General features: G+C 65.2%; 24 protein-coding genes. 13 read left to right on the plus strand and 11 right to left on the minus strand.

Annotated elements, in window-relative coordinates:
• Nucleotides 1-7 precede the first annotated feature (7 nt).
• A complete protein-coding gene (locus CXX84_RS10620; protein WP_102976686.1) occupies nucleotides 8-388 on the minus strand; it encodes a hypothetical protein in 381 nt (126 codons plus the stop codon).
• Between the two features lie 72 nt (nucleotides 389-460).
• Nucleotides 461-1,159 (minus strand): IclR family transcriptional regulator, encoded by a 699-nt coding sequence (locus CXX84_RS10625; protein WP_102976687.1) that lies wholly within the window; start codon nucleotides 1,157-1,159, stop codon nucleotides 461-463.
• A 174-nt stretch (nucleotides 1,160-1,333) separates the two neighbouring features.
• Here CXX84_RS10625 and CXX84_RS10630 point away from each other — a divergent pair, with 174 nt between their 5' ends.
• The 8 genes from CXX84_RS10630 to CXX84_RS10665 all read left to right on the plus strand — a co-directional run bounded on the left by CXX84_RS10630 (nucleotide 1,334) and on the right by CXX84_RS10665 (nucleotide 9,680).
• On the plus strand, nucleotides 1,334-2,359 hold the full coding sequence (locus CXX84_RS10630) for an ABC transporter substrate-binding protein (protein ID WP_146031871.1): 1,026 nt from the start codon (nucleotides 1,334-1,336) through the stop codon (nucleotides 2,357-2,359).
• Between the two features lie 48 nt (nucleotides 2,360-2,407).
• Complete coding sequence (locus CXX84_RS10635; RefSeq protein WP_102976689.1) at nucleotides 2,408-3,205, plus strand: ABC transporter permease; 798 nt, start codon at nucleotides 2,408-2,410, stop codon at nucleotides 3,203-3,205.
• Nucleotides 3,202-3,975 (plus strand): ABC transporter permease, encoded by a 774-nt coding sequence (locus tag CXX84_RS10640; RefSeq protein WP_102976690.1) that lies wholly within the window; start codon nucleotides 3,202-3,204, stop codon nucleotides 3,973-3,975. Before CXX84_RS10635 ends, CXX84_RS10640 begins: the two co-directional genes overlap by 4 nt.
• A 67-nt stretch (nucleotides 3,976-4,042) precedes the next feature.
• On the plus strand, nucleotides 4,043-4,834 hold the full coding sequence (locus tag CXX84_RS10645) for an ABC transporter ATP-binding protein (protein WP_102976899.1): 792 nt from the start codon (nucleotides 4,043-4,045) through the stop codon (nucleotides 4,832-4,834).
• Between the two features lie 38 nt (nucleotides 4,835-4,872).
• Nucleotides 4,873-6,570 carry a urocanate hydratase gene (hutU, locus tag CXX84_RS10650; protein ID WP_102976900.1) on the plus strand — a complete coding sequence of 566 codons (1,698 nt, stop codon included), beginning with the start codon at nucleotides 4,873-4,875 and terminating at the stop codon, nucleotides 6,568-6,570.
• 1 nt (nucleotide 6,571) lies between these two features.
• The gene (hutH, locus tag CXX84_RS10655; protein ID WP_102976691.1) at nucleotides 6,572-8,164 is read left to right on the plus strand and encodes a histidine ammonia-lyase; all 1,593 of its coding nucleotides are present in this window, start codon (nucleotides 6,572-6,574) and stop codon (nucleotides 8,162-8,164) included.
• A gap of 162 nt (nucleotides 8,165-8,326) precedes the next feature.
• Entirely contained in the window at nucleotides 8,327-8,563 is a 237-nt protein-coding gene (locus CXX84_RS10660; protein WP_102976692.1) for a hypothetical protein, read from the plus strand.
• Nucleotides 8,564-8,804: 241 nt separating this feature from the next.
• Nucleotides 8,805-9,680 (plus strand): fumarylacetoacetate hydrolase family protein, encoded by an 876-nt coding sequence (locus tag CXX84_RS10665; RefSeq protein WP_102976693.1) that lies wholly within the window; start codon nucleotides 8,805-8,807, stop codon nucleotides 9,678-9,680.
• On the opposite strand, the gene CXX84_RS10670 is transcribed toward CXX84_RS10665, so the two are convergent.
• The 4 genes from CXX84_RS10670 to CXX84_RS10685 are packed head-to-tail and all read right to left on the minus strand — an operon-like array spanning nucleotide 9,677 to nucleotide 13,168.
• Complete coding sequence (locus tag CXX84_RS10670) at nucleotides 9,677-10,069, minus strand: universal stress protein (RefSeq protein ID WP_102976694.1); 393 nt, start codon at nucleotides 10,067-10,069, stop codon at nucleotides 9,677-9,679. The two genes, CXX84_RS10665 and CXX84_RS10670, sit on opposite strands and share 4 nt — an antisense overlap.
• Nucleotides 10,070-10,119: 50 nt before the next feature.
• Complete coding sequence (locus CXX84_RS10675) at nucleotides 10,120-11,658, minus strand: tripartite tricarboxylate transporter permease (protein WP_102976695.1); 1,539 nt, start codon at nucleotides 11,656-11,658, stop codon at nucleotides 10,120-10,122.
• On the minus strand, nucleotides 11,658-12,161 hold the full coding sequence (locus CXX84_RS10680; protein ID WP_102976696.1) for a tripartite tricarboxylate transporter TctB family protein: 504 nt from the start codon (nucleotides 12,159-12,161) through the stop codon (nucleotides 11,658-11,660). Before CXX84_RS10680 ends, CXX84_RS10675 begins: the two co-directional genes overlap by 1 nt.
• Complete coding sequence (locus CXX84_RS10685) at nucleotides 12,158-13,168, minus strand: Bug family tripartite tricarboxylate transporter substrate binding protein (protein ID WP_102976697.1); 1,011 nt, start codon at nucleotides 13,166-13,168, stop codon at nucleotides 12,158-12,160. Before CXX84_RS10685 ends, CXX84_RS10680 begins: the two co-directional genes overlap by 4 nt.
• A gap of 342 nt (nucleotides 13,169-13,510) precedes the next feature.
• On the opposite strand from CXX84_RS10685, the gene CXX84_RS10690 reads away from it, so the two are divergent.
• Together CXX84_RS10690 and CXX84_RS10695 are read left to right on the plus strand one after the other, a co-directional pair.
• Nucleotides 13,511-15,088: a sensor histidine kinase gene (locus CXX84_RS10690; protein ID WP_102976698.1), complete on the plus strand. Its 1,578-nt coding sequence runs from the start codon at nucleotides 13,511-13,513 to the stop codon at nucleotides 15,086-15,088.
• Entirely contained in the window at nucleotides 15,085-15,753 is a 669-nt protein-coding gene (locus CXX84_RS10695; RefSeq protein WP_102976699.1) for a response regulator, read from the plus strand. The genes CXX84_RS10690 and CXX84_RS10695 overlap by 4 nt, the downstream gene beginning before the upstream one ends.
• A 21-nt stretch (nucleotides 15,754-15,774) precedes the next feature.
• Here CXX84_RS10695 and CXX84_RS10700 read toward each other — a convergent pair whose 3' ends face one another.
• The 3 genes from CXX84_RS10700 to hutG all read right to left on the minus strand — a co-directional run bounded on the left by CXX84_RS10700 (nucleotide 15,775) and on the right by hutG (nucleotide 18,354).
• Complete coding sequence (locus CXX84_RS10700; RefSeq protein WP_102976700.1) at nucleotides 15,775-16,785, minus strand: cation diffusion facilitator family transporter; 1,011 nt, start codon at nucleotides 16,783-16,785, stop codon at nucleotides 15,775-15,777.
• A complete protein-coding gene (locus tag CXX84_RS10705; RefSeq protein ID WP_102976701.1) occupies nucleotides 16,782-17,285 on the minus strand; it encodes a transporter substrate-binding domain-containing protein in 504 nt (167 codons plus the stop codon). Before CXX84_RS10705 ends, CXX84_RS10700 begins: the two co-directional genes overlap by 4 nt.
• Nucleotides 17,286-17,373: 88 nt before the next feature.
• The gene (hutG, locus tag CXX84_RS10710; RefSeq protein WP_102976702.1) at nucleotides 17,374-18,354 is read right to left on the minus strand and encodes a formimidoylglutamase; all 981 of its coding nucleotides are present in this window, start codon (nucleotides 18,352-18,354) and stop codon (nucleotides 17,374-17,376) included.
• Nucleotides 18,355-18,544: 190 nt separating this feature from the next.
• On the opposite strand from hutG, the gene CXX84_RS10715 reads away from it, so the two are divergent.
• On the plus strand, nucleotides 18,545-19,849 hold the full coding sequence (locus CXX84_RS10715) for a cation:proton antiporter (RefSeq protein WP_102976703.1): 1,305 nt from the start codon (nucleotides 18,545-18,547) through the stop codon (nucleotides 19,847-19,849).
• Between the two features lie 42 nt (nucleotides 19,850-19,891).
• Here the strand turns inward: CXX84_RS10715 and CXX84_RS10720 are convergent, their stop codons facing one another.
• Nucleotides 19,892-21,331, minus strand: coding sequence for an NCS2 family permease (locus tag CXX84_RS10720; RefSeq protein ID WP_102976704.1), 1,440 nt, complete (start codon nucleotides 21,329-21,331; stop codon nucleotides 19,892-19,894).
• 113 nt (nucleotides 21,332-21,444) lie between these two features.
• Here CXX84_RS10720 and CXX84_RS10725 point away from each other — a divergent pair, with 113 nt between their 5' ends.
• A complete protein-coding gene (locus tag CXX84_RS10725) occupies nucleotides 21,445-22,098 on the plus strand; it encodes a copper resistance protein CopC (protein ID WP_102976705.1) in 654 nt (217 codons plus the stop codon).
• A gap of 34 nt (nucleotides 22,099-22,132) precedes the next feature.
• Here CXX84_RS10725 and CXX84_RS10730 read toward each other — a convergent pair whose 3' ends face one another.
• Nucleotides 22,133-22,759: an FAD-dependent monooxygenase gene (locus CXX84_RS10730; RefSeq protein ID WP_102976706.1), complete on the minus strand. Its 627-nt coding sequence runs from the start codon at nucleotides 22,757-22,759 to the stop codon at nucleotides 22,133-22,135.
• 423 nt (nucleotides 22,760-23,182) lie between these two features.
• Between CXX84_RS10730 and CXX84_RS10735 the strand changes: the two genes are divergently transcribed.
• Entirely contained in the window at nucleotides 23,183-24,214 is a 1,032-nt protein-coding gene (locus CXX84_RS10735; protein WP_102976707.1) for a universal stress protein, read from the plus strand.
• Nucleotides 24,215-24,220: the final 6 nt, after the last annotated feature.

Raw genomic sequence — 24,220 nt, forward strand, 5'->3', positions numbered from 1 at the left:
TGTTCGCCTAGTCCTGCACAGCCCCGGCCTGCTTCCGGGATCCGTTAACTGACCGGCGGATACCAACTATCCTGACGGCAACTCCCGTCAGGACCAGGCCGATTCCCAGCGCCATCAAAATCCAGACCGGCAACGACGCGGAATCGATGGTCCGGTAGCACTCTGCGGCCAACCCGATGGTCTGCATTTGCGCGTCGGACTCTTCAGCAGCGCGGCTTTGTGGGAGCAAGGGGCTGCCGCACAGCGGCCCCACCGCCTTAAGCCCGATAACGAAACTAAGGATATGCAGTGCGAACCCGACCGCGACTGTCAAAATCCAGCCCCGTCGCTGGCTTAGTTCCTGGTTGATGTCCCGGGTCGCATCTCCGGGAGAATCTCGAACCTCCATGTTTACAGCCTAGTGGGAGGGCCGTCCGTCATTTGGGCCGCCGACGTTTGCGGGAGTGTATTGAGAGCAGGGCTAGGAAGCTTGCGGTGAGGCCAGGGCCCCTGCCCCTGGGCCGGGTGTCGCAAATAGCCTCGTGGCCTCGCCGGCAATCAGGGCGCCCAGCCTCTGGGCAGCCTCGGCCGTGGTCCGGTAACTGGGGGCCACAATGCTGAGTGCAGCAGCGACTTTTGAGCCCACCATGACCGGCGCTGCAACAGCAGTCACGTCCGGCTCCACGCCGTCGGCAACAACGGTAAACCCTCCGGGCTCCACATGCCCCAGTAAGACCGCACCAGCGGCGCTCCCCTGCAGTGGGAAAGTCCGGCCAACCCAGTTGATATGGCGCACAGTGTGCGTGCCCTCCTCAATCGCCAGATACAACCCGTGCACGTTGTCACCTATCGGGACACTCAAGTACGCGGATTCACCTGTCTGATCGACGAGAACCTGCAAAGCAGACCGGCTTGTGGCTACGAGGGACTCATGACTTAGTGCCTGAACACCAAGCTGGACCATCCGAAATCCCGGCCGGTAAAGGCCGTCGTCCGTTTTCGCTGCGAAGCCGTTGGCCTCGAGGGTGCGAAGGAGGCGCAATGCCGTGCTGGCAGATAGATCCACAGCTTTCGCGGCATCGACGAGCTTGACGCCGTCACCCTCGCACACTGCGCGCAACAGACCCAGAGCGCGGTCCGCGGCCCGTGTCGTAGGGTCCTGGTCCGTGCGAACTGTCATCGTTCCTCTTCATGCTGTAGGGCCGGCGCAACTGCGAAACTCCTATTTCACTGTACGGCAACCCGTCAAGGAAAAACCATTGACTCCAGCATTGGGCACGGAGTAGTTTTCATGTGATGGCAGTTACATTTTACTGCTTGAAATCAATTGGTCCGGAACCTCCTGGAGAATCCCATGACGACAAAATCCCCTCACGCATCCGCTCCCAGCCGCCGGACTGTCGTTGCCGCAGCCTCGGCAGTCTTCGCCGGCCTGATTGCCTTGACGGGGTGCGGCGCAGGCAGCCCGTCCTCCTCAGGAACAACCGCGGCTGAAGATGACAAGGCCGGCGCGAACCTGGAAAAGGTAAGTATCGGCTTGATTCCGATTACCGACGTCGCTCCCGTCTACCTTGGCGTGCAGGAGGGATACTTCGAAGAGGAGGGTCTGGAGCTTGACGTGCAGCTGGCGCAGGGCGGCGCGGCAATTGTCCCTGCAGTGATGACCGGGGACTACCAGTTCGGATACTCCAACGTCGTCTCGTTGCTGGTGGCCCAGGATAAAGGTCTCCCCATAACGGTGGTGTCCAACGGGTCCACGTCAACAAATGAGCCAGGGAGCGACACGACAGAAGTGGCAGCCATGCCGGACAGCGGCATCGGTAACGCGGCCGACCTGGTGGGTAAGACCGTTGCCGTCAATGCCCTGAACAACTTCGCCGACATCACCATCCGCAACTCCATCGAAGAGGCAGGCGGGGACCCCTCAGGTGTGAAATTCGTGGAGATGCCGTACCCGAACATGCCCGCCGCTATCGAACGCGGCGATGTGGATGCAGCGTGGACAACCGAACCCTTCCGCACCCAGATCCTTCAGGCCGGCGGAAAGATTGTTGCCAGCCCCATGACGGACATGGCCGAAAACTTCGACTCGGCCTTCTATTTCACGTCCAAGCAGACCCTGGAGCAGAACCCGGAACTCGTGGAGCGCTTCCGCCGGGCACTGGAAAAGTCTTTTGATTTCGCCATGGAGAACGAGGACAAAGTCCGCACCATCATCCAGGACTACGCAAAAGTCACACCGGAACTGGCCGAAAGCATTGTGATGTCCAAGTGGTACAAGGAAGTCAACATGGACGCCCTCACGAAGCTGGGCACGGCCGCCAAGAAGTATGACGTCCTGAAGAAAGACCCGGACTACAACGCACTGATCGCCAAGTAACCGGCAAAACCTCAGACAGATCCTGCACTCGATCCTCCAGGAAGAAGAATGGACAACACAGTGACGTCCCGACGACGGCCGACCAAGGAGCTGCTGGGCATCGCCGGGATCATCGGATTCCTGCTGACCTGGGAAGTGCTTCCCCGGGTCGGCATCGTGGACGCCCGGTTCCTGCCGCCGGCGTCGGACGTGCTTCTCGCATTGGCCCGTGACTTCGGCCTGGCCGCGTTCTGGCTGGCCGTCGGCGAAACCATGCTCGCGTGGCTCATCGGCCTGGTCATTGCCGTTCTTGCAGCGGCGTTACTGGGCTTCATCATCGGTTCCTCGGCATTTCTGCGTAAATTCACCAACTCCACAGTGGAGTTCCTCCGGCCCATCCCCTCGGTGGCGCTGATCCCCCTGGCCGTTCTGCTGTTCGGCGTCAAGATGGAGTCATCCCTGATGCTCATCATCTACGCCTCGTTCTGGCAGATCTTCATCCAGGTTCTATACGGAGTCGCCGACGTGGACAACGTCGCCATGAACACGGCCAAGAGCTACGGGCTGGGCCAGCTGGCAAGGACCCGCTACGTGGTCTTTCCGACGGCGTTGCCCTACCTGATGACCGGCATCCGTTTGGCCGCGTCGGTCGCGCTGATTCTGGCGATCACTGCCGAACTGGTCATCGGCTCCCCCGGGCTTGGCCGCGAAATTGCACTGGCCCAGTCCGGCGGTGCCATCTCGGGCATGTATGCCCTGGTGCTGGCCACCGGCCTCATCGGGGTTTTGATCAACCTCGTCATGCGCTTCGTGGAGCGCAAGACCCTGTCCTGGCACTCCTCGGTTCGCGCGGAAGTAATCGTATGAAAATCCTGAAAGGACTTGGCTACGCCATAGGCCTGCCCGCACTTCTGGTCCTGGTTTGGGCGTTGGCCACGGCCGGGGAGACGAACTTCTTCGTCCCCACGCCAGGTACGCTCCTGGCAACCTTTGCAGAGACCTGGTTCGGGGACAGAATCCTCTCCGATGTGCTGCCGAGCCTTGGCAGGCTGATCGTAGGCGTGAGCGCCGCCATCATCATCGGGATCGTGGCGGGGTTGCTGATCGGCTCCATAAAGTGGCTCCGGGACCTGACCGAACCAGTCCTGGAGTTCTTCCGTGCCATCCCGCCCCCGGTCCTGGTGCCCGTCCTCATGCTGCTGATGGGCATCACGGACTCCATGAAGGTGACGGTCATTATTTCCGGCTGTATCTGGCCGGTGCTGCTGAACACGATCGAAGGCGTACGGGCCATCGACGGGGTGTTGTCCGATTCCGCACGCACCTACGGGATCACCGGGGGCGCCCGAATCCGCCACCTCGTGCTGCCCAGCGCAGCCCCGCAGATCATGGCGGGTGTGCGCCAGTGCCTGTCCATCGGGCTGATCCTGATGGTCATCTCCGAAATGTTTGCCTCCTCCTCCGGGCTGGGCTTCACCATCGTTCAGTTCCAGCGCTCCTTCGCCATCCCTGAAATGTGGTCCGGCATCGTGATCCTGGGGTTGATCGGAGTCCTCATGTCATTCATCTTCCAAATCACCGAGCGCCGCATTCTGCGCTGGTACCACGGCCTGCGAGAGGTAGAAAATGCCGTCTGAAATCACCGACAAGAACACCGTGACCAACCCGGCGCCAGCAGGCGGGACCCCGCCGAACCCTGACGCCATGCTCTCGGTCCTTGGCGTCAAGAAGGTCTACCAAACCGACGGCGGAGCCATTGAAGCGGTCCGGAACCTGACCTTCGATCTCCGGGCAGGAGAGCTTGCATGCCTGGTAGGCCCGTCCGGGTCCGGCAAGACAACGCTCCTCAAGTGCATCTCAGGGTTGATGGCTCCCACGGAGGGGCAGGTGCTGCTGAATGGAGTGGAGGTTTCAGGACCGCCCAAGAAAATGGCTGTGGTCTTCCAGGAGTACGGCCGCTCGCTGTTCCCGTGGATGCGGGTGCGTGAGAACGTCGAACTACCGTTGAAGAATCAACGTTTGGCGAAGGCCGAGCGCGACAGGCTTGTGGATGAAGCGCTTGAGGCTGTGGGCCTTTCCCACGTTCCGATGTCCTACCCCTGGCAGCTGTCCGGCGGAATGCAGCAGCGCGTTGCGATAGCCCGCGCCGTCGCCTACCAACCGGAAGTCCTGCTGATGGACGAGCCCTTCGCCGCCGTTGACGCGCAAACCCGTGCTGACCTGGAGGATCTGATCCGCAGCGTATGGAAGAAGCTCGGGATCACCATCCTGTTCGTCACTCACGATATTGACGAGTCCGTCTACCTCGGGGAACGGGTCATCATCCTCTCGTCCTCGCCTACGGTCATTCAGGAAGATTTGGTCATCGATCTCCCCGCCGAGCGTGACCAGCTCAACACCAGGTCCCTGCCCCGCTTCACCGAACTTCGCCACCACGTTTACGAGCAGATCCAGCTTGCAAAGGCAGGCCACCGCCCCGCTGCCGCCTCAAGGTAAACACCAGTCCGCCAAAGCATCACCACGAAGGAGCCATGATGGCACCCGCCGATTTCACTACCGGTGCCCGCCCGGTCAAAGCAGCCCGGGGCACCGCGCTTACCGCGAAGTCCTGGCAGACGGAAGCCCCGCTGCGGATGCTGATGAACAACCTGGACCCCGAGGTCGCCGAGCGCCCGGATGACCTGGTGGTCTATGGCGGCACCGGCCGCGCGGTCCGGTCCTGGGCCGCGTTTGATGCGATCACCCGCACCCTGGAGACCCTGGAGAAGGACGAGACCCTGCTGGTCCAGTCGGGCAAGCCGGTGGGTGTGTTCCGCACCAATGAGTGGGCGCCCCGGGTCCTGCTGGCGAACTCCAACCTGGTGGGCGACTGGGCCACCTGGCCCGAGTTCCGCCGGCTCGAGGCCGAGGGCCTGATGATGTACGGCCAGATGACCGCCGGGTCCTGGATCTACATCGGCACCCAGGGCATCCTGCAGGGCACCTTCGAGACGTTCGCCGCGATCGCCCGCAAACTCACCGGCGACGAGAACGGCACCCTCGCCGGCACCCTGACCCTTACCGGCGGGTGCGGCGGGATGGGCGGCGCCCAGCCGCTGGCCGTTACCCTGAACGAGGGCGCGTGCCTGATCGTCGACGTCGACGAGACCCGCCTGCGCCGCCGCGCCGGCAAGCGCTACCTCGATGAGGTGGAAACAGATCTCGACGCCGCCATCGCCAAGGTCCTGGCGGCCAAGGAAGAACGCCGCGGCTGGTCCGTCGGGTATGTGGGCAACGCCGCCGAGGTCTTCCCCGAGATCCTGCGCCGCCACAAGGCAGGGCAACTCACGGTGGATATCGTCACCGACCAGACGTCCGCGCACGATCCGCTGTCCTACCTGCCCGAAGGCATTGCGGTGGAGGACTGGCATGCCGAGGCCGCCGCGGACCCGGAAGGGTTCACCAAAAAAGCCCAGGCGTCCATGGCACGCCATGTCCAGGCGATGGTCGAGTTCCAGGACGCCGGCGCCGAGGTCTTCGACTACGGCAACTCCATCCGCGATGAGGCACGCAAGGGCGGCTACACCCGGGCGTTCGAGTTCCCCGGCTTCGTCCCGGCCTATATCCGCCCGCTGTTCTGCGAGGGCCTGGGCCCGTTCCGCTGGGTCGCGCTCTCCGGAGATCCCGAGGACATCCGGGTCACCGATGAAGCGATCAAGGAACTCTTCCCCGAAAACAGGCACCTGCACCGCTGGATCGACGCCGCCCAGGAACGGGTCGAGTTCGAAGGGCTGCCCGCCCGGATCTGCTGGCTCGGCTACGGCGACCGCGCCAAAGCCGGGCTGCTGTTCAACCAACTGGTCAGGGACGGCAAGGTCAAGGCCCCCATCGTGATCGGCCGCGACCACCTGGACTCCGGCTCCGTCGCCTCCCCCTACCGGGAAACCGAGGCCATGGCCGACGGCTCCGACGCCATCGCCGACTGGCCCCTGCTCAACGCCCTGCTCAACACCGCCTCCGGCGCCACCTGGGTCTCCCTGCACCACGGCGGCGGTGTCGGCATCGGCCGGTCCATCCACGCCGGCCAGGTCTCCGTCGCCGACGGCACCGACCTCGCCGCGGAAAAACTCGAACGACTCCTCAGCAATGACCCCGGCATGGGCGTCATCCGCCACGCCGACGCCGGCTACGAGCGTGCCCTTGACGTGGCCAGCGAACGCGGCGTCCGCATCCCCATGAACGAGAGTAAATAGCATGAGCACCATCACCCACGAACCGCTGACCGTTACCCTTGGGTCCAGCGGGGTCACGCCCGAGGACGTCGTCGCCGTCGCGCGCCACAATGCCAAGGTGACCATCTCTCCGGAAGCACTGGAAACCGTTGCCAAGGTCCGGGCACACATCGATGACCTTGCCGCAAGCGACGTCCCCGCCTACGGGATTTCCACCGGCTTCGGTGCCCTGGCCAACCGTCATATTCCCAACGAACTGCGAACCCAGTTGCAGAAGAGCCTGATCCGCAGCCACGCCGCCGGCATGGGTCCCGCCGTGGAACGCGAAGTGGTGCGCTGCATCATGTTCCTGCGCGCCAAGACTCTCGCTTCCGGCCGCACCGGTGTCCGCCCCGTGGTCCTGCAGACCATGGTGGACGTGCTCAACGCCGGCATCACCCCGCTGGTCCGGGAATTCGGTTCCCTGGGCTGCTCCGGTGACCTCGCCCCGCTGTCCCACTGCGCACTGGTCCTGATGGGGGAGGGCGAAGCAGCCGGGCCCGACGGCGAGCTCTACGGCGTTGCCGGCCGCCCCGCCGTCGCCGAACTCCTCGCTGGGCATGGCATTGCTCCGGTCACCCTTGCCGAAAAGGAAGGACTGGCGCTGGTCAATGGAACCGAGGGCATGCTGGGCATGCTCCTCATGGCCATCGCGGACCTTCGCCAACTGCTGACGACGGCGGACATCACCGCCGCGCTGAGCGTCGAGGCGTTGCTGGGCACCGACCAGGTGTTCCTGCCGGAACTGCACGCCGCGCTGCGCCCGCATCCGGGCCAGGCAGCAAGCGCGGACAACATGCTGCGCGTGCTGTCCGATTCTCCGATTGTCGCGTCCCACAAGGTGGGCGATTCGCGGGTGCAGGATGCGTACTCCCTCCGCTGCGCCCCGCAGGTTGCAGGCGCCGTCCGGGACACGGTAAATCATGCGGCACTGGTGGCCTCCCGTGAATTGGCGGCCGCCATCGACAACCCGGTGGTCCTGCCTGATGGCCGGGTCAGCTCGAACGGCAACTTCCATGGCGCCCCTGTGGCCTACGTCCTGGACTTCCTTGCCATCGCCGTGGCCGACCTGAGCTCCATCGCCGAGCGGCGCACGGACAGGATGCTGGACCCGGCCCGTTCCCACGGCCTCCCTGCCTTCCTCGCATCTGACCCCGGCGTCGATTCCGGACTCATGATTGCCCAGTACACCCAGGCAGGCCTGGTATCGGACAACAAGCGGCTCGCTGTTCCGGCATCAGTGGACTCCATCCCGAGTTCCGCCATGCAGGAAGACCACGTCTCCATGGGCTGGCACGCGGCGCGCAAGCTGCGGAAAGCAGTGGAGAACCTTCGCCGCGTCCTGGCGATCGAGTTGGTGGCGTCAACCCGTGCCCTGGATATCCGTACCCAGCTCTCCGGTGGGGTGCTGACGCCGGGACCGGCAGGCGCCGCCGTCGTCTCTGCTGTCCGGAGCGTGGTGGCGGGGCCGGGAACGGACCGCTTCCTGTCACCCGAACTGGAAGCCGCCGACCGTTTAGTGGCAGCCGGGGAGGTGCGCCGCGCAGCCGAATCAGCAATAGGCGCACTCGCCTAGTGGCGAAGAATCTTCAGCTTTCCGGCGCAAGGTGTCCGCCTGCTGAAATTTCCGGCGTCACGGTCATCAGGCGGATGGAGAGTGTAGTAGAACTGAAGGTGTAGTGAAAGTCACATCAAAGAGGCTGTGGCGCGGAACATATACAAAGGGGTAGAAGTTCAAATGAAAGCACGTGGGGCAGTCCTGTCGAGGCGCAACGCCCATTCCGCCGCCGTTACCGACTGGAGGACCCTCCAGGCCGGCGAACGCGTCGAGATCATCAAGCAGGCGCATGTGGTAGCCACCGGGGAGGTGGAAGAGGTTTCCCAGAGCGGAAACGTCCTGTGGCTTGTGCCGGCTGGTCCGACTGAAAAGCAGCTCTTCCTGAAGTCCGACGGCGTTCAGGTTCGCCGCGGCTGACAGCCTTCATCACACCAGCGAAAAGTCCCCGCCCTGCCTCGAGCAGGGCGGGGACTTTTGTTGTGGCGCGGATGGCGCCAACCCACACTGGCTGCCTTTCGTGGACTGCGGGACAGCGTCGTTGCCGCCCTGATCGTTTTGCCGCTTGCAGTCACAATCGGGCGCGTTGGCAGCCTGCCCGCCCATCGGCAACGATAAGTACAAACCTCTCCCAGACCCGTCAGATTGAAGGAGATTCCGGATGAAAATCATGCGCTTGGGTGAAAGCGGCAGGGAACAGCCGGCTGTAATGATGGCGTCCGCAGACGGCTCCTGCCAGTACTACAGCCTGGTGCCGCTGACACAGGACGTGGACGGCGCGTTCCTGGCCTCCGGCGGTGTGGAAAAGGTGCGGGACGCACTGGAAGCCGGATCCCTGCCGGAGCTGGAAGGAGCAGAAACACTTCGCATCGGCGCCCCGCTTGCCAGGCCCGGCTCGGTGGTGGGCATCGGCATGAATTACGCCGCCCATGCGGCTGAGTCCGGCTCGGCACCACCCGAGATTCCCGTGGTGTTCCTCAAGCCCACCAACACGGTAACGGGGCCCTACGACTCCGCCCCCGTTCCGCCGCACTCCAGCAGATACGACTGGGAGGTGGAGCTGGGCATCGTGATCGGCAGGGAAGCCAGCTACCTGCAGTCCGTCAGCGATGCGGAAGGCTGCATCGCAGGGTATGTCACCGCCAATGACCTTTCGGAGCGTGAGTACCAGCTGCCCGGAGCCGCCGGGCAGTGGACCAAGGGCAAGTCCCTTCCCGGTTCCACACCCCTTGGCCCGTGGCTGGTTCCGGCGGAGGATATCGACGGCGGGAACCTTCCGCTGCGGAGCTGGGTCAACGGGGAGCCGCGCCAGGATTCGCATACGTCCCAACTGATTTTCGACGCCGCCACGCTGGTGCACCACTGCAGCCAGTACATGCGGCTGGAGCCCGGTGATGTCATCATCACCGGGACTCCAGAAGGTGTGGCACTGAGCGGCCGCTTTCCCTACCTCCAGCCAGGGGACGTCGTCGAAGTGGAGGTTGAAGGGCTGGGGCGCCAGCGCCAGGAGCTGTTCCGCGCTGGCGGACAGGGCTAACCTGCCTTGACCGCCAGGACGGGGCAGTCCGCCTCCAGCAGGATCCGCTGGGACACGCTGCCCATGATCAGCTTGCCCACCGGCGTCCGGCGGCGCAGGCCGATCACGATCAGCTCGGCGTTGTTTTCCTCCGCGGCGTCCAGAACCTCGGCGGCTGCATCGTGTCCACGGACCGGCTGCTTGATCACATGGTCGATGCCCTGGGTGGCCAGCCGATCCTCGATGCTCTGGATGTCCGGCTCCTGGGCGTAGCGGTTATCAACCAGCGCATCCCCCTTGGATGAGTTGATCACCAACAGTTTGGTGTTGTTTTTCCGGGCTTCGGTGATGGCCTGGGTCAGGGCTGCTTCACCCTCGGGGGTCGGGACGTATCCCACCACGATGGTCATGGTGTCTCCTTGATTCTGCTGATTGAGGGGTATACGGGGTGGCAAGCTGGTTAGTCGCTGTAGTCGGCGGCGCCGGAATTGGCGGGCAGCAGTGACTTGCGTCCCGGACGGTTCCGGCGGATCAGCTTGAAGAGGAACGGCCAGGCCAGGATCAGTCCGACGATGATGTAGATAACGACGGCGATCGGCTCGCTGAAGAGCCCTGCCGGGTCGCCCGCGCTAAGCTGCAGGGTCTTGCGGAGCTGGCCTTCAATGCGCGGACCCAGGATCACACCGAGGATCAGGGGCAGCACGGGCAGCCCGAACCGGCGCATCATGAAGCCGAGTGCGCCGAGGACCAGCAGGATCACCAGGTCGAACGCCTGCAGGTTTACCGAGTAGGCGCCCAGCGTGGCGAAGAACAGGATGCCTGCGTACAGGTACGGCCGGGGCAACTGCAGGAGTTTGGCCCACAGGGGAGCCAGCGGCAGGTTGATCAGCAGGAGCAGCAGGTTGCCGATGAACAGGCTTGCGATCAGCGCCCACACCAGGGGGCCCTGGCTGGAGAACAGCTGTGGTCCTGGCTGGATGCCGTAGGACGTGAACGCTGCCAGCATCACCGCGGCGGTGGCGTTGGTGGGCAGGCCCAGGGCCAGCATGGGGGTCAGGGTACCGGCGGCGGCGGCGTTGTTGGCAGCTTCCGGACCGGCGACGCCTTCGATCGCACCCTTGCCGAATTCCTCGGGGTGCTTGCTGAGGCGCTTTTCCGTCACATAGGAGAGGAACGTGGGAATCTCGGCACCGCCGGCGGGAAGGGCGCCGAACGGGAAGCCGAAGGCGGTGCCGCGAAGCCAGGGCTTCCAGGAGCGGCTCCAGTCCTTCTTGCCCATCCAGGGGCGGCCCACGGGGATGACGTGCAGCGGGGTGCGGCGCAGGTGGGCGGCAACCCAGAGGGCTTCGCCCACTGCGAAGATGGCCACCGCCACCACCACGATGTCCAGGCCGTCCGCGAGCAGAGGCTGGCCGAAGGTCAGGCGGCGCTGGCCGGTGACGGAGTCCATGCCGATCAGGCCGATGGCCAGGCCGAGGCCCAGCGAGGCGAACCCGCGGAGCCGGGAGGAGCCCAGGACTGCGGTGACGGCCAGCAGGGCCAGGATCATGATGGCGAAGTAGCTCGGGGCGCCCAGGCTGACGGCGAACTGGACAACAATGGGGGCGCAGACGGCCAGGAGGGCGGTGCCGATGGTGCCCGCAATGAAGGAGCCGATGGCCGCCGTCGCAAGGGCCTGCGCGGCGCGCCCCGCTTTGGCCATCTTGTTGCCTTCGATGGCTGTCACCACCGACGACGACTCACCGGGTGTGTTCAGCAGGATCGAGGTGGTGGAACCGCCGTACATGCCGCCGTAGTAGATGCCGGCGAACATGATGAAGGCGCTGGTGGGCTCCAGGGCGTAGGTGACCGGAAGCAGCAGGGCCACGGTCATGGCCGGGCCCAGGCCCGGAAGGACACCGACGGCGGTGCCCAGGAGTACGCCAATGACGGCGTAGAGAAAGTTCATGGGGGTGAGGGCGGTGGCGAAACCGTCCATCAGTGAGGACCAGACGTCCATCAGAGGATTCCTTCCAGGAGTCCGGCGGGCAGTGCGATGCCGAGGCCGAGGTAGAAGCCGTAGAAGGTCAGCAGGGACAGGGCTACGGAGATGAGCCCGTCACGGATGTAACGGCGGCTGCCCAGTGCCAGGACGCTGCCCCAGAACAGGACCGTGCCGGAGATGACCCAGCCGGCCCAGTCGATGAGCAGGATGTTCAGGATGAAGGCGCCCGCCAGCGGCAGGATGGTTTTCCAGTCGGCAGGGTGGGTAAGGTCAACGTCCTCGCCGCCCTCTGCCTCGCCCTGGCCGCCCCGGATCACGTTAATGGCCAGCAGGACCGCGCAGACCACCAGCAAACCGGCCACGATGTACGGAACCGTTTTGGGACCCACCGGGTCCGACTGCGAGTACGGGGTCACCAGGCCGTTCGCGTCCAGGAAGACCAGGACGCCGGCCGCGCCGAGCAGGAGTGCAACTCCCAGCTCGGCGCGGCCCTTAAGGCCTGTGGTCAGGGAGCTCACGCCAACCCAAGCTTGGTGAGGACGTCCGCCACCCGCTTGTCCTGCTCGGTGAGGAAGGTTTCGAACTCGTCGCCGGTGATGAAGGCGTCGGACCAGCTGTGGGTCTTGAGCGCTTCCTTCCAGCCTTCGCTTTCGTGCATCTTCTCAAGGGCGGCGATCATGGATGCCTTGTCCTCGTCGCTGATGCCCGGAGGAGCCACGATGCCGCGCCAGTTGGTGAAGACCAGGTCGATGTTGGATTCCTTCAGGGTGGGGGCGTCAACGCCTTCCAGCCGCTCTTCGCCACTGGTGGCAAGCACGCGGACTTCGCCGGATTCGATCTGCTGCAGGTACTCACCGGCACCGGAAGCGGCGAAGCCAAGCTTGTTGCCGAGGATTGCGGGCAGGAGGTCTCCGCCGCCGTCGTAGGACACGAAGTTCACCTTGGTGGCATCGATGCCAACTGCTCCGGCAAGCTGCATGGGCAGGAGGTGGTCGGGGCCGCCAGGGGAGGAGCCGCCGCCAACGGAGATGGAGGCGGGATCAGCCTTCCAGGCAGTTACCAGGTCGTCGATGGTCTTGTAGGGGGAATCCTTGCTCACCATGATGGCGCCGGGCTCTTCGATGAGGCGTGCCAGCGGGGTGGTCTCGGTCAGCTTGGACTCGGACTTGTTGGTGTAGCTGGCGCCCACGACGCCCAGCCCCATCAGCATGGCGAGGTCGCCGTTGCCCTTCTCATTGACCACGCGGGCCAGGCCGACGGTGCCGCCGGCGCCGGCGAGGTTGAACACCTCGGTGTTGCTGGTGATCTTCTCGTCCTCAAGGACCTTTGCAGCTGCACGGGCAGTGGTGTCGTAGCCGCCGCCCGGGGTGTTGGGGACCATGATCTGCAGTCCGGTGATGGGGCCGGCTGCAGCGCCGGAGCTTTCCGAACCGGTGGAGCTCTTGCCGGTGGCACCGCAGCCGGTGGCCATCAGGGCGATGCCGGCGGCAACGGCGGCAACTCGCAATGCGCGGATCTGGCGCATGGTGTTCCTCTTCTCAGTAATGCAATTCTCTACAGGATGACCAGCGGACCTGATCTGTGCTTTCGATGCTAGGGCCGCCAGTGACGGCGATCACTCTTGTGTACGCAGAGAAAGTTAAGTTCATTGCGTTCACGTTTCCGGCGGCGCACACCGGCTCCGGCAGGAAGGCTCCGGCTGCCCGGCCGGCAGGGAACAGCGCGACGGCGGCCCCCTGCCCGCGGCGTCCCCTGCGGTATAGTTCCGGTACGCCGGGAGGGGGCGGGCGGTGCGCTCATGCGCGCCTTCGCCTGCGGCAGCTGAACCACCACTAAAGGAATACACGCAGTGACTCGACGAAGAGGAATGTCCCTCGCCGGGCAGTACCTTGTGCTGCAGTTACTGATTGTCCTGGCAGTACTCGTGGCCGTGGTGGCCATTTCCCTGGCCCAGTCTGCTGCGGCCTTCGAGCGCACGGAGGGCCGAAGGGCGCTCTCCGCAGCAGAAGCGCTGGGCAACAACCCCGCCGTCCGGGCACTGCTGCCGGATGCTGAGCCGCGGGTTGGGTCCGCCCTTCCGGCAGTAGCCGAGTCCGTCCGGACAGTCTCGGGATCGTCACGCGTCACGCTCGCGAAGCTGGACCGGACAGTGGTTGCCGCCTCCGATCCGGGGCTGCTGGGCAAACCCCTGGAGCTGGGCGCGAGCAGGGTGATGGAAGGCCGGGCGTGGACCGGTGTGGTGGACCAGGCCGGAACCGCCGTCCTGTCCGCCCACGTTCCGGTGCTCGACGATTCGGGAAAGATGATCGGCATTGCCGCCATCAGCCGCACCTACCCGTCAACCCTGGAACGACTCGGCGATGCCGTCCCCAACCTCCTCACCTACCTTGGCGTGGCCAGCGTCCTGGGGGTGGCAGGGTCGCTGCTGCTGTCCCGCCGCGTCAAGCGCCAGACGCTGGGGATGGAACCCAGCGAGATTACGGGACTGGTGGAAAACCGCGAGGCAATGCTGCATGGCCTGAAGGAAGGCGTCGTCGCGCTTGACCCCCACGAGCGGATCACGGTGGCCAATGACAGCGCCAGGGAACTGCTGGGCCTGCCGCCGGACTGCGTAGGCAGGAAGCTCGCCTCCCTGCCGGTGGACCCGGCGCTTAAGGTGGTCCTCACCCGCGAACAGCCGGACCCGGACCGGCTGGTGCTGGTGGGCGAACGGCTGGTGGTGCTGAACCGGGTTCCCATCCGTTCCCGCGGCCGGGATATCGGCTCGGTGACAACCCTCAGGGACCGGACAGAGCTGTCCTCGCTGGAGCGCGAGCTGGGGGCCACCCGGACCGCAACCGACACGCTGCGCGCCCAGGCCCACGAGTTCGCCAACCAGCTGCACGTCATTTCGGGCCTGATCCAGATTGGTGAGTACGACTCCGTGGTGCAGTTCGTCAACGGCGCCACGGTGGACCGGACCAGGCTGAACGACGACGTGACCAGCAGGATCCAGGACCCCGCGCTCGCCGCACTGTTGATTGCAAAGTCAAGCCTCGCCACGGAGCGGGGCGTGGCGCTCCAGCTGGACCCCGAATCCGCCCTTGGCGCAGTCAGCGACGAATTGTCCCGGGACCTCACCACCGTCGTCGGGAACCTGGTGGACAACGCGTTCGACGCCGTCACCGGACGTCCGGGGGCCACTGTCCGGGTGCTGGTGGAGGGCAGCAGGGACCATGTGACCGTCACTGTCCGGGACAACGGCCCGGGTGTCCCGGATGAGGCGGTGGAGGAAATCTTCCGCCAGGGATTCTCCACCAAGGAAACCGGCCCGGCAGACGAACGCGGCTTCGGTCTTGCCCTGTCGCGGGTGGTCTGCCGGCGGTCCGGCGGAGACCTCACCGTGGCCAACGACGATGGGGCAGTCTTCACCGCACGATTCACAAGAGGGGCAATGAAGCCATGATCAAGGTGCTGATCATCGATGACGACTTTATGGTGGCAAAGGTCCATGCCGGTTTCATCCAGCGGACGCCCGGCTTCGCCGTTGTGGGGGTAGCCCACACGGGCGCCCAGGCGGTGCTCGAAACCGGGCGGCTGCAGCCTGACCTGGTACTGCTGGACATCCACCTTCCGGATATCAACGGGCTGGACCTCATGCAGCAGCTGCGGGACGTGGCTCCGGAACTCGACGTCCTGGTCATCAGCGCGGCCCGTGAGGTGGAAACCGTGCGCAAGGCCCTTCGCGGCGGGATTGTCCACTACCTGATCAAGCCGTTTTCGCAGTCGGACCTGCAGGAGCGGCTGGAGCATTACAGGAGTGCGTACCAGGGCCTCGATTCGTCCAAGGACGTGGCGGAGCAATCGGACGTCAACCGGGTGTTCGGCCTGGACCGCACGGAGCGGCCGCTTCCCAAAGGCTGCAGCATCGAGACCCTCAACCTGGTGGAAGCGGCACTCAAAGCAGCTGAAGGAGATGTTTCGGCGGCGGAGGTGGCGGAGCAATTGGGTACGTCCCGGGTGAGCGCCCGGCGCTACCTGGAATACCTGCACGATGAAGGCTCGCTGGACGTGAGGCTGAAGTACGGGGTCGGCCGCCCGGAGCGCCGCTACGTCCTTAAGGGCAGGTAAGGCCGGAACCGGCAGCTGCGGTCAGTGTTCGCCGCCGGATGTGGCGCCGGGAAGGAACTCGGAGGGGAGCTCCGCCACCGGAATGATCACCATGTCCTGGACCTTCCAGTCCATGGCGACGCAGGCCTCCCGGGCCTCCTCCAGTTGCGCGAGGGTGGGCATGGAGTTTTCCGCGGGAACGACGAACGATTCCACATGGAAGACGTGCCCCTCATCCCGGATGCGGGACCTGGCGTCGCGTGTCCAGTCCAGGCCACGGAGGTACTCGTCGATTTTCCGGCCCAGGGGGTGCGGTTCGGTGTCGTCATAGGTCATGGCCCGCTTGTCCATGAGCGCGGACACTGCGCCGCGGGTATTGCGGATGCCGTCGCGCAGGATGCTGGTGGAAATGATGAGGGCCGCGGCGTAGTCGGCCCACCACAGGCCCATGCCGATGCCCGCCACACCGGCGATGGCTGCAACCGCCGTCATCCAGTCCGCCTTGTTCATGTCCGCATCCGCGTACAGCACTTTGTCGTGCAGTTGTTCGGCGAGCTTCATCTTCATCCTGCCCAGGACCACGGGCGGCACCGCCGTGAGCAGCATGACCGCCATCATCAGCCACCCCAGCCAGATCGTGTTCCCGAAGAGCTCGATGCCCCCGATGGTGGGATGTTCCGCCTTCAGCAGTCCCAGCCCGGATTCCACCAGGAGGTAAGCGCCCATCACGGTCAGGGCCACCGCAGCCACCAGGTGTGCCACCCCCGTTGAGCGGTGGTAGCCGTAGGGATGGTTTTCCGAGGGCAGTTTCCGGATCATGCGGGCAGCAACGAGGAACGAGATGGGCGGCAGGAAGGAGAGCAGGTCCTCGATCCACGCCGCTTTCATGGCCTGGGAATTGCCGAGCACAAGGAACACCAGGGTGGTGGTAACCACCAGGAACCCCATCGTGGCCCATTCAATTTTGGTGGCCTTGCGCAGGGCGTCCTGCTGGGCGGCCGGCAGTTCGGTGTGGCCGAACCGGACGCCGCCGTTGCTCTTGACGTCGGTCATCGTGACTCCTTGGCTGCCATCAGGTATCGGTCCAGCTCAAGCAGGAAGGCATTCTCACCGAGCGGCACGAGCATCACGTGTTTGTGGAGCTTTCCCCGCTGGTCCTCGGATTCAGCGTAGGGGCGGGTCAGGCCTGCATGCGTCACCCAGGGGGTCTTGTCGTCCAGCCCGCCGACCACCAGGTCAAGGTCGCCGTGCTTGATCTCTTCCGCGAGGACCTGCTCTGTTCCTGCCACCCATTCAATGTCCGCTCCAAGCTGCTCGGCGAAGCCCCGGACCAGGTCGGCGTCCCTGCCCTGCACGTCGCCGTCGCGGAGGTCACCGCCAGAGGGAGAGGAGAACTCCACCCACTCACCGTTGATGCTCGCGCCCACGCGGAGGGTCCCGCCCTGCACTCTCTCCAGTGTTCCCTCCGGATCGGCAGGAAAGGCGGTTCCGCAGCCGGCGAGGAACAGAAGGACGGCCGGCAACAGCCCGGCCACCAGTCGTTGACACCGCATGTCCGATGTCTCCTTTCACCAGTAGCTCACCTGATAATAGACAGCCTACTTACTTTTTGGCGGAATGTTTCTTCACGGCAATGCTGCGTCACCGCAGCAGGGTGTCCAGGAGCCGGGCCGCCACCCGTGCAGTCCGGCCATCCACGTCAAAGGACGGATTGAGCTCTGCTACGTCAAGATGCAGCAGCTTCCCGCTCCGCACCACCTCACGGCAAACGGCACTGATGACCGGCAGCGGCACGCCGTATGCGGCCGGGGCGCTGACGCCGGGAGCCACATCCGCGGGCAGGACGTCCAGGTCGATGGTCAGGTACAGCACGTCGATGTCCGCAAGGAATCCGGCCACGAAGCCACGGACGCGCTCAATCCCGCAGTCCTCATCAAGCAGGTATCGCACACCCAGCTGCCGGGCGGTGCCAAAAAGCGCGCGCGTGTTGTTGGGCTCTGAAATTCCGACGACGGCGTACCGGAAGTCGCGCCCGGCGGCGGCTTCCGCACGGGCCATCTGGAGGAACGGCGTCCCGGAGCTGGCAATAGGTTCGTTGCGCAGGTCGAAGTGGGCGTCGAGGTTCAGGATGCCCAGGCGCTGACCGCCCTGGACAGCCGCGGACGAGGCCGCCCCCATGTAGCTGGCAAAGGCGGTTTCGTGGCCCCCGCCGAGCACCACCGTGAGGTTCCCCGCATCGATCAGCGCCGCGACAGCCTTGCCTGCCCTCTCCTGGCCGGCCTCGAGTCCACCGCCAGAGACCACAATGTCGCCGGCGTCGGACACGGCCCGCTCCAGATGGAACGCCAAGGGTGCCAGGGCCTTGCGGATCGCGGCCGGTGCAGCTGCGGCACCGGTCCTTCCCTTGTTACGGCGGACGCCCTCATCGCTTGCGAAACCGAGCAGCACGGCGGACCTCGGGGTCTGCTCCGGACCTGCCCCGGCTCCGCGGCCCGTTGTGCCCGCTCCGCCGTCGTACGCCGACACTGCCTGCCACCAGCGCCGGTGGCTGGCGTCATCGCCGTCGAACCTGCCCTGCCAGGGCTGGGGAGGAACGTCAACGGCGGGAATGGAAGGAGTCATGCTCCAAGCTCACCGCAAGGGAAGCGCGAAAACCAGCAGCGCCGCCGTCGCCATGTCCGGAATCCAAGATGATCAGCGGCTGCCCGCTCCAGGGGCTATTGTGGAGCAGTCCCTCCCCCCGGGGACCCCAAGAGAAATCGCACCTGCGCCATCGTGTTCAGGTTAGCGATACCAGGCCGGAGAGCACCGCATGTTTGAAGCCCCCAACATCCTGTTTGCCGCCGCCGGAGTTGCGGTGTTCGTAGCCGCAGTCCTCCCCAAACTCCTGCGCAACGTGCCGTTCTCCATGCCCATGGTTTTCCTGGGTGCCGGCATGGCCGCGTTCGCCCTGATCCCCACCCTTCCCGATCCGGACCCGCTGGCGCACAGCGACTTTGTGGTGCACCTCTCCGAAGTCTGCGTGATCATCTCGCTGATGGGCGCCGGGCTGGCGCTGGACCGACCGGTGGGCCGCAGGCGCTGGGCCACCACGTGGCGGCTATTGGGAATCGCCATGCCCCTGTGCATCATTGGCCTCACGCTGTTGGGATTGTGGTTCCTGGGGCTTGGCCTCGGCGCGGCGCTGCTGGTGGCCTCAAGCCTCGCACCCACGGATCCCGTCCTGGCATCGGAGGTGCAGGTGGGTGAGCCCGCGGACCACGACGACGGCGCCGACAAAGAGGACGAGGTGCGTTTTGGCCTCACCTCCGAAGCCGGCCTCAACGATGGGCTGGCCTTTCCCTTCGTCTACCTGGCCATCGCCATCAGCATTGCCGGTTCGTCACCGGCTGCGTGGTTCCCGGAGTGGTTCGGGGTGGACGTCCTGTGGCGCCTGGCCGTCGGGCTCCTCATGGGCTTCCTCACCGGCAAGGTTCTGGCGCGGCTCTTCTTCTCCGCCCGGGTCGACAGCCTCCGTCTGTCCAACCACTCAGAGGGCTTCGTTGCCCTGGCGGCGACATTCCTGGCCTACGGACTCACCGAGATGGTGGAAGGGTACGGCTTCATCGCGGTGTTTGTTTGCGCCGTGACCATCCGGGCAGCCGAGCACACCCACGGCTACCACCGGGTGCTGCACTCCTATGTGGAGCAGTTGGAGCGGCTCCTGACCGTGGTGATCCTGGTCCTGCTGGGCGGTGCCATTGCCCGGGGGCTGCTGGAGGGGATCGGCTGGACCGAGGTGCTCGTGGCGCTGGCATTCCTGCTGGTCATCAGGCCGCTCGCGGGCTGGGTAGGGCTGCTCGGCGGCAAGACGGGCCCGCGCGAGCGGATCGCGCTTTCATTCTTCGGCATCCGGGGGATCGGCTCGCTCTACTACCTCTCGTACGCGCTCGGCAAGGGCCATTTTGCCGGCCAGGCCGAGTGGCTGTGGGCGTTCGTGGGGCTGGTGGTGGCGCTGTCCATCGTGATCCACGGAGCCACCACGTCCCCGCTGATGAACCGGCTGGACAAGCTGCGTGAAAAGAAAGCCCGTGCTGTGTCAGGTGATGAGGGCCTGGCCCCCAATACTCCGGTGTAGGTCCGGGGACCCGGGCTGCGCGCCCGGGCCCCCGCCCAATGGCTACATCCCCAGGGCTGCCTCGATGGGACCCACGGCGAAGAACAGCAGGAAGGCTGCCGCAACAGCCCACATCAGGGGGTGGATTTCCTTGATGCGCCCCTGGACGGTGCGGATCAGGACGAAAGCGATGAATCCTGCACCGAGGCCGTTGGCGATCGAGTAGGTGAACGGCATCAGGGTGAACGTCAGGAACGCCGGGATAGCGATTCCCCAGTCCTGCCAGTCGATCTTGCCCACCTGGGACACCATCATGAAGCCCACCACCACCAGCGCAGGGGCTACGGCCTCGAAGGGCACCAGGTTGATGAGCGGGGTGAAGAACATGGCCACCAGGAACAACAGCCCGGTGACGATCGAGGCGATCCCGGTTCGCGCGCCTTCGCCGATGCCGGCGCCTGCTTCGACGTAGATCTGGTTGGAGGATACGGAGGCGCCGCCGCCCGCAATCGCGCCCAGTGCATCCACCTGCAGGACACGGTCCACGTCGGGGATGTTGCCGTGTTCATCAACGGTGCCTGCTTCGTTGGCCAGGCCGACCATGGTGCCCATGGCATCAAAGAAAATGCTGAGCAGGATCACGAAGGCCAGCAGGGTGGCTGCCACGAAACCGAGGTGCTCGAAGGCCCCGAAGGGGTTCGCCTTGCCGATCAGGGACAGGTCCGGGGCTGCCCACTCGGTAAAGGTGGGCGCCACCAGGGACCAGCCCTGCGGGTTGGAGGTCTCGCCGTCGAAGCTTGGCCCGATGTGGAGGGTCATTTCGAGGAGCACCGAGATGATGGTGGAGGTGATGATGCCGATCAGGATGGCCCCCTTGACCTTGCGCACCACCAGCGCGATGGTCAGGATCAGGCCAAACACGAACACGGCAGTGGGCCAGCCCAGGAGCTTCCCGTCGAAGCCCAGGCCAACCGGAACGGTGGTGCCCGCAACATCCGGGATGCGCCGCACGAAGCCTGCATTGACCAGGCCGATCAGGGCAATGAACAGCCCGATGCCCACCACGATCGCCGTTTTGAGGCCGTCCGGAACCGCCTTGAAAACGGCCGTCCGGAAGCCTGTGAGGACCAGGATCAGCATGGTGACGCCGGAGAGGACCACCAGGCCCATCATGTCCGGCCAGGTCAGGCCCGGGTTGGTGGCCACTGTGACGGCCACGAAGGCGTTGACGCCAAGGCCCGTTGCCAGGGCAAACGGATGCTTGGCCCAGGCTCCCATCAGGATGGTCAGGATGCCGGCCACGAACGCAGTAACTGCCGCCACCGCCGTGAACCCCAGCGTGTTGCCGCTCGAGTCCGCACCGGAGAGGATCAGGGGGTTCAGCACCACGATGTAGCTCATGGCGAAGAATGTGGCGAAGCCGCCGCGGATCTCACGGGAAAGGTCGGAACCTCGCTCCGTAACCTTGAAATACCGGTCCAGGGCAGAGCCTTGCTTAAGCATTAGTCCTCCGGGGGAGTCTGTGGGGATACCTGCATCCTAAGGGGGTGGCGGCGGGGTGGCCGCCAATTTCGCCTAGTCTGTTAGGAAGCCAACACCAAGGGAGCAGTCCAAGCATGCGTTCCATCTGCCGCCAGACCCTGAGCCTTGGGCTTGGGATCCTCGTTTTCCTCGCCGCTGTCTTGGGGTTCGGAGGCCCCGCCGCCGCCCACGACGCTGCCGAATCCAGCAGCCCGGCCTCCGGCGCTTCCGTTCCCACGCCTCCGGAACAGGTTTCGGTGACGTTCAACAAAAACCCGCTGGGCATTGGTGCCGCTTTCTCGGTCAAGGACGCTTCCGGTACCGAGTGGGCTGAGGGGCCGGTGGAAATCGTTGACAACGTGGCGTCCCAGAAGCTGCGGACCGGAGGTCCAGCAGGGGAGTACACCGTGGCCTGGCGGGTTGTCAGTTCAGATTCGCATCCCATCGAGGGAACGTTTGCTTTCACCGCGGCTGCCGCGCAGGGCCCTGCACCATCGGAAAGCCCGGCACCGGCCGGTACAGTCCCCGCCTCTGACACCGCCGTCGCAACCGCCCCTGCCGCCAGCTCCGCCCCGGCCATGGGCACTGCGCAGCCCGGCACGACAGCGGAGGCGTCGGAACCGGCGAATGCAGCTGAACCTTTCCAGTGGAGCATCGTGATATTCGCAGCCGTCGCCCTGGGCCTGCTGGCCACCCTGGCAATCCTGGCCCGGCGCAGGCTCACTGCCGGCGCGGACGACGAGCGCTGAAAGGCCCGTCCAGGAGCGCCGGCGGGCGTTGGCTTCAGCAGGGGAGGGCCGCGAAGCTTCCGGTACCCGGGATGCCCGCCGCCTCGGGGTGCACCCGGGCGGAGATTGCCTGGCCCACGGTCTTGGCCTGGCGCAGGACCTCCTTGGGTGACGGCGTGATCAGTTCGCCAACGCCCACCAGGTAAATTCCGATGGACCTCATGGCGGCTGTCAGGTTCCGGCCGACGGTGATGCCGAAGTCATTGATCATGCGACGGAGCTGGCTGTGGGCGCAGCGGGTCAGCACGATGTGGTCTGCCACCAGGATTCCGGTGGGCGTGTGTACTTCCCACTGCTGGGCGGACGCCGGGGTGGACGCGCCGCCCACCATGGTCAGCTGGACAGCGCGGATGGTGTGCCGGACGTCTACGTCGTGGCTGGCGGTGTAGTTCCGCAGGTGCCGCAGAATCTCGTTACGTTCCCGAAGGGTCACGGAGTCCGCGGCGTCGCAGCGCTGCAGGGAAGCTGTGTTGGCCGGCTGCGCGGCGCCCAGGAGGTCCAGTCCGTCCACGACTATCGAATCCACACCGCGGCGGCACAGTTCGGCGGCCACGGCAAGGCCGGAGAGACCGGTGCCAATGATCACAGTGGTGGTCTGCTCGGTCCCGGCATTCCCAGGCATGTTTGACACTCCAGTTTCCTCCTTCGAAGTTTCGGCAGGTGCAGGCGTCCTCGCCTGCGCGCGTCCTGTTACCCCCAAAGTCCGGCCGCAGTGCGTTGCCGGGCAGCTCTGAGGGAGAGAGGCAGTTGACGTCCCGGACCAACAATGTCCTGAAGACTACAGAAGATTCGGGACGGTGGATAGCCCAATCCCAAAACTCTTTCCTGCGGCTGAAGGCGCTTTCCGAAAGACCGCCGGCCGCCTGTGGATAACTTCCGCCCGCCGGCCCTTACCCGCTTGCTATGGAGGGGACTACAGAGAATAGTGAGAACTGGGAATCAAGCCTTTCTTCCCAGTTCAGGCCCCGTTTGCGGGTACACGGGAACGGTTTGCTTTCTGGCAGAATAGCCGGAACATCACGCAGTATCGCGAGGAGGCGACCCCATGGGCGCACAAGAGTGGCATCCGGACCCGCAGGACGGCGGCAGTCCTGCCGCTCCCGAGGGAATCGTGGTGGGTGTGGACGGTTCGGAGCACGGCCAGTGCGCCCTGGTGTGGGCAGCGCGCGAGGCCCGGCGGCGGCGCCGTCCCCTGCATATCGTCACTGCCTACTCCGTCCCGATCTTCGCCGCCTCGGGATTGGACGGCGGGTATGCCACGGTGGACGACTCCGTAATCCGTGAAGGCGCGGAGGCGATTGTCAAGCAGGCGCTGGAGAAGGTAGCAAGCTACGACATTGACGTCACGGCTTCCGTGGAGAACGGGGATGCCTCCGGCGTCCTGTTGGACATGTCCGAAACTGCGGAGCTCCTGGTGTTCGGCACGCGCGGCCGCGGCGGTTTCGTCGGCAGGCTCCTGGGCTCGGTCAGCAGTGCCCTGCCGGCCCACGCAAAATGCCCCACGGTGACTGTGCCGTTGATCTGCTCCGACCGGCTGGGGGAGACAACCGAAGACAGGCGCATCAGGGCCGAGCAGGCAAAATCCGGCCACCAGCGCGTGGAAAACGTGGTGGTGGTGGGCGTTGACGGTTCGGAGCAGGCGCGGGTGGCCGTCCTGGAAGCGGCAGACCAGGCCGAACGGCTGGGCGCAACGCTCCGGGTGGTCTGCGCAGTCCCGCAGTACAGCGGCTCACTGGCATGGGTTCCTGCTCCCATGGACCGCAAGGCCCTGTTCGCCGATATCCAGGTGACCCTGGACGCCGGAATGGCCTGGCTCCGGAGCCACTTTCCCACCCTGGCTACCGAATCCGAGCTTAAGGACGGCTCGCCGGTGGACGTTCTGGTTGACGCGAGCCGGCACGTGGAACTGGTTGTGGTGGGCACCCGCGGGCGGGGCGGTTTCACCGGCATGCTCCTGGGTTCAACCTCCGATGGCGTGCTCCACCACGCAAAAGGCCCTGTCATGGTGGTCCCGGACCGGGAGGACCCGCGCCTGGCGGACCGCGGCCGGTTCGGACCGGTACTCGGCGCAGCCTGACTGATC

Source organism: Arthrobacter sp. AFG7.2 (genome assembly GCF_002892835.1).
Classification (GTDB): domain Bacteria; phylum Actinomycetota; class Actinomycetes; order Actinomycetales; family Micrococcaceae; genus Arthrobacter.

Coding starts and splice junctions, on each gene's coding strand:
- CXX84_RS10620 (WP_102976686.1), bottom strand. CDS start 388: ATGGAGGTTCGAGATTCTCCCGGAGATGCGACCCGGGACATCAACCAG.
- CXX84_RS10625 (WP_102976687.1), bottom strand. CDS start 1,159: ATGACAGTTCGCACGGACCAGGACCCTACGACACGGGCCGCGGACCGC.
- CXX84_RS10630 (WP_146031871.1), top strand. CDS start 1,334: ATGACGACAAAATCCCCTCACGCATCCGCTCCCAGCCGCCGGACTGTC.
- CXX84_RS10635 (WP_102976689.1), top strand. CDS start 2,408: ATGGACAACACAGTGACGTCCCGACGACGGCCGACCAAGGAGCTGCTG.
- CXX84_RS10640 (WP_102976690.1), top strand. CDS start 3,202: ATGAAAATCCTGAAAGGACTTGGCTACGCCATAGGCCTGCCCGCACTT.
- CXX84_RS10645 (WP_102976899.1), top strand. CDS start 4,043: ATGCTCTCGGTCCTTGGCGTCAAGAAGGTCTACCAAACCGACGGCGGA.
- hutU (WP_102976900.1), top strand. CDS start 4,873: ATGGCACCCGCCGATTTCACTACCGGTGCCCGCCCGGTCAAAGCAGCC.
- hutH (WP_102976691.1), top strand. CDS start 6,572: ATGAGCACCATCACCCACGAACCGCTGACCGTTACCCTTGGGTCCAGC.
- CXX84_RS10660 (WP_102976692.1), top strand. CDS start 8,327: ATGAAAGCACGTGGGGCAGTCCTGTCGAGGCGCAACGCCCATTCCGCC.
- CXX84_RS10665 (WP_102976693.1), top strand. CDS start 8,805: ATGAAAATCATGCGCTTGGGTGAAAGCGGCAGGGAACAGCCGGCTGTA.
- CXX84_RS10670 (WP_102976694.1), bottom strand. CDS start 10,069: ATGACCATCGTGGTGGGATACGTCCCGACCCCCGAGGGTGAAGCAGCC.
- CXX84_RS10675 (WP_102976695.1), bottom strand. CDS start 11,658: ATGGACGTCTGGTCCTCACTGATGGACGGTTTCGCCACCGCCCTCACC.
- CXX84_RS10685 (WP_102976697.1), bottom strand. CDS start 13,168: ATGCGCCAGATCCGCGCATTGCGAGTTGCCGCCGTTGCCGCCGGCATC.
- CXX84_RS10690 (WP_102976698.1), top strand. CDS start 13,511: ATGTCCCTCGCCGGGCAGTACCTTGTGCTGCAGTTACTGATTGTCCTG.
- CXX84_RS10695 (WP_102976699.1), top strand. CDS start 15,085: ATGATCAAGGTGCTGATCATCGATGACGACTTTATGGTGGCAAAGGTC.
- CXX84_RS10700 (WP_102976700.1), bottom strand. CDS start 16,785: ATGACCGACGTCAAGAGCAACGGCGGCGTCCGGTTCGGCCACACCGAA.
- CXX84_RS10705 (WP_102976701.1), bottom strand. CDS start 17,285: ATGCGGTGTCAACGACTGGTGGCCGGGCTGTTGCCGGCCGTCCTTCTG.
- hutG (WP_102976702.1), bottom strand. CDS start 18,354: ATGACTCCTTCCATTCCCGCCGTTGACGTTCCTCCCCAGCCCTGGCAG.
- CXX84_RS10715 (WP_102976703.1), top strand. CDS start 18,545: ATGTTTGAAGCCCCCAACATCCTGTTTGCCGCCGCCGGAGTTGCGGTG.
- CXX84_RS10720 (WP_102976704.1), bottom strand. CDS start 21,331: ATGCTTAAGCAAGGCTCTGCCCTGGACCGGTATTTCAAGGTTACGGAG.
- CXX84_RS10725 (WP_102976705.1), top strand. CDS start 21,445: ATGCGTTCCATCTGCCGCCAGACCCTGAGCCTTGGGCTTGGGATCCTC.
- CXX84_RS10730 (WP_102976706.1), bottom strand. CDS start 22,759: ATGCCTGGGAATGCCGGGACCGAGCAGACCACCACTGTGATCATTGGC.
- CXX84_RS10735 (WP_102976707.1), top strand. CDS start 23,183: ATGGGCGCACAAGAGTGGCATCCGGACCCGCAGGACGGCGGCAGTCCT.